Annotated in this window: 2 protein-coding genes; both read left to right on the top strand. The window is 33.6% G+C overall.

The features are described 5' to 3' along the window. The first annotated feature begins 300 nt into the window (after positions 1-300). Positions 301-1,599, top strand: a complete 1,299-nt coding sequence (locus J2Z40_RS19595; protein ID WP_066400839.1) for an IS1182 family transposase — start codon at positions 301-303, stop codon at positions 1,597-1,599. Between the two features lie 866 nt (positions 1,600-2,465). Then, entirely contained in the window at positions 2,466-2,981 is a 516-nt protein-coding gene (locus J2Z40_RS19590; protein ID WP_066400840.1) for a hypothetical protein, read from the top strand. The last annotated feature ends 361 nt before the right edge of the window (positions 2,982-3,342 follow it).

The raw sequence follows: 3,342 nt of genomic DNA, 5'->3' as shown, positions 1-3,342 counted from the left end.
TGGCTATCGAAACGACGCTCACTTATTTCTTCGACTTCGCTTAGAAACTGGGCGTTAATTTTGTCATCCCCGACTTTTGGTGATGAACCAATAATTTTGCTGTATACAGGGGATGAAAAGTGTGAAAACTGTATTACTATACTTTACTCCAGAAAAATTTAGTTATTTGAATCAATTTCATAATTATGAGCCTTACGGGCTCAAGGCTTCTAGGAACTAAAAAAAGGAGTACCTCCCCAAATTCTTGTATAATGTTTAGTAACGACACTAAAACGACACAAGAATGGAAGGTGACTCCCTATGTCTATTATACGACAAGGAAGCTTGTTTGACATGCAAGATTTATATGAAATGGAACCAACGAAACGATTTGAAGCCATTTTTTCTACCCTACACATTGAACCATTGTTATTTGCCGTATCAAAAAAGAATGTATATGGTGCTCCTGCTGAACTTAATTATCCAGCGATGATCTATGCTCTCGTTGCCCGTATCGTGGAACGTATTCCCACTATTAAAGATCTCGTAAAACGATTGCGAAATGATTTTATGTTTCATCTTGATTGTGGTTTCTTATTTTCTGATCGCATCCCTTCAGAAGCATCCTTTTCTCGCTTTACTCAAAAGTTAAGTGAGTCAAATGCACTTGAAAACGTTCAAGAAACCTTGCTTCTTCAAGCCATTCAAGAAGGTTTTATTCATGATGATGTAGTCTCGATTGATGCGACACATTTTGAATCACGAGATCGAGCTACTCCGCAAGAAAAAAAGCCAAAACCGGAACCTAAAAAGCGTGGTCGTAAATCCAAGGTTGAACAAGAAGCCTTTCAAAAGGAAAAACAAGAACGAGAAAATCAAAAGACTATTTACGAAAAAACCATAGTAGATCAGTTAGCCGCCAGCTTAGAAACATTACGGACAGATGTACCAATCCAACCCCATTTAGCTGTTGGCTCTAAAAGCCAATATATTCTTCAGTCCCTCATGTCTTCAGCCAGTTTGAATGATGGAAAAGCAGCGATTCCTCTATTAAAAGGGATACAGGGACGGCTTTCTTCCTTGAACATTCGATATGGCACGTTGGATGCTGGTTATGATTATGAAGCCATTTATAAGCAGTTACACAATATGAAAGCCAAGGCGATTATTGCCTATAATAAGCGAAACGAAGGAGAGGCTCTTGGTTTTGATGAGCATTTCGCTCCCACTTGTGTACGTGAACACTCCTATCGCTACGACAGTTTTGATGAGAAATATCAGACACTAAAATACACGCAACCATTCGAATGCAAGACCTGTCCGTTAGCCAACGACTCCCTTTGCCAAAAGGTCTTTAAAATCAAAATGGAGACGGACATTCGAAAATATAGCGCCCCGGGTCGTGGGTCAGAAGCATGGAAAAAACTTTACAATCAGAGAACGGCCGTTGAGCGAGTCAATGCCTATTTAAAAGAATTCTTTCAACTAAAAAATGTCCGATACCGAACAGGGAAGAAGGCCAAAGTTCACTTTGATCTTGTGACTCTTGTGTATAATGCCTCTAAATTGGCAGTAGATCGTATCAACCAACAAATGAACGAAATGACTCAAGCCGCTTAATTCTTTTAAAAAATGTGTGACTAAAATTCGGTCACTCTAGCGAAAGAAAAAAACTATTATGAAATTGACTCATTTATATTTTATGATGTTCGAAAAATAAAAACATTAATATGAATATTTTACCTTTTAATTTAATGTAAATAAATCACTGATGTTGTGTTGATTTGATTTTAATATTTACAATACCGATTACTTATATGTAAAGAAGAAAGTCCTTTATAATGGATAAGTTAGGTGGTAATCCATTTAAATCTACTAAAGGGTTTATGGATGAGCACTTAGTGATTGTCTACTTAATGATCAACCACAAATAGGAATTGATCAAATTTGATCAGTATTTCGTAGCTATCACTGCATTGAAAAAACATGAATACAGATCTGTTACACAGGCTTTTTCTTAATTTAGTTTCACAAATTTATGTTAAAAAGTAATTTATAAACTTGTGATGTTATTAAAGATCATTGATTCGAGATTACTGGCACTTAATTTGCCCCATCATCGGTGGCATATATTTCTATAAATGAAAAGCTGGAGTGAAGTTACATATACGTCTTGTTCATGGGGAAAGGAGAATCTTATCCTGAAAAAGCTGTTATTTTGACTATGGTTATATGCTGTGATCGAATAACCAATGATGATTTCGTATTCCTCACAAAATTTAGGGAAAATACTTTATAAGGAAAGTCTATGAATTTTGACTTCCAGAGAATAGAACGATTTTGTTAGATCACATGGTACTAATATAAAAAAATCGGTACCATTTAACAGTAAAATACGACACTGAGTATGCAACACTAGTATAAAAATATAATTGGTTGTTTTGATAGGTAACGAAATATAAGATTAAAGTGAGGGAGGTGGAAATATGAAAAAGAAAAGTATCTATTTATTTCTTTTATTGTTTATATTTGTTTTATCGGCTTGTAGTCAGAGTCCAGATTTTAAGTTGTATAAAGGAAAAAGTTTAAGAATAGCAGTAATTGGTGAACTACCAAAAGTGAGGGAAAAACATGTTTCATTTAAAGAGATATCTTTCAATGAATTAACAAGTGAGAAAGTAATTTCTTTTGATGCTGTATTTATTACTAAGGAGAACCTTCCTAAAGCTGCTGAAAGCCAATATGCAAAAATTTATTTAAACTCTACTATTCCATTTTTTTTTATACAAGCTAAAAGTCATCTTCCTTTCATCGAGGAGGAAATAGTATATAATGAGTCTTGGAAATGGACTGTTGGAAATGATTATGCAGTTGGGGTTCTTGTGGATGATGAGTTGCTAAGAAATTGGGGCTTTGGTTTATATAATGATAAAAAAAATGGAAAGCACATAAAAGATGTATATTCGAGAATCTTTGAAACAATTGAAAAATTGAATTATTAAAAGAGTAGTAAGTTATTTATATAAAATTATACTTTGAATAACAAATCAGGAATCCATTTTAAATTATTCTTATGTTAAAGTGGATTCTTTTTCTTTCTTTATATTACTATGTAGAGTGTGTTTGAATAGCTTCTATTATTGCTGAATTAAAATGGTATGATTCCTAAAAAAATGTATTTTGTAGCTTAAATGTTCTAAAATACATAAAAATTTTGTAGCTTAAATTATGACGTGTTTTCACCTTTTTTGTTGAATTCTGCATTTTTTGATTACGGCCATCAAAATGTACCACCTTTGACATATTTTTTACCACCGAATGACAAGAAATGTACCAGTCAATGCCATGCGTTTACCACTTCAT

Source organism: Cytobacillus eiseniae (assembly GCF_017874625.1).
Taxonomy (GTDB): Bacteria; Bacillota; Bacilli; order Bacillales; family Cytobacillaceae; genus Cytobacillus; species Cytobacillus eiseniae.
Note: the sequence above shows the minus strand (reverse complement) of the source record. Positions and strands in the feature narration are given on the sequence as shown.

Bases quoted from the DNA above. Each gene is read 5' to 3' on its own strand.
- J2Z40_RS19595 (WP_066400839.1), top strand. From the start codon at position 301: ATGTCTATTATACGACAAGGAAGCTTGTTTGACATGCAAGATTTATAT.
- J2Z40_RS19590 (WP_066400840.1), top strand. From the start codon at position 2,466: ATGAAAAAGAAAAGTATCTATTTATTTCTTTTATTGTTTATATTTGTT.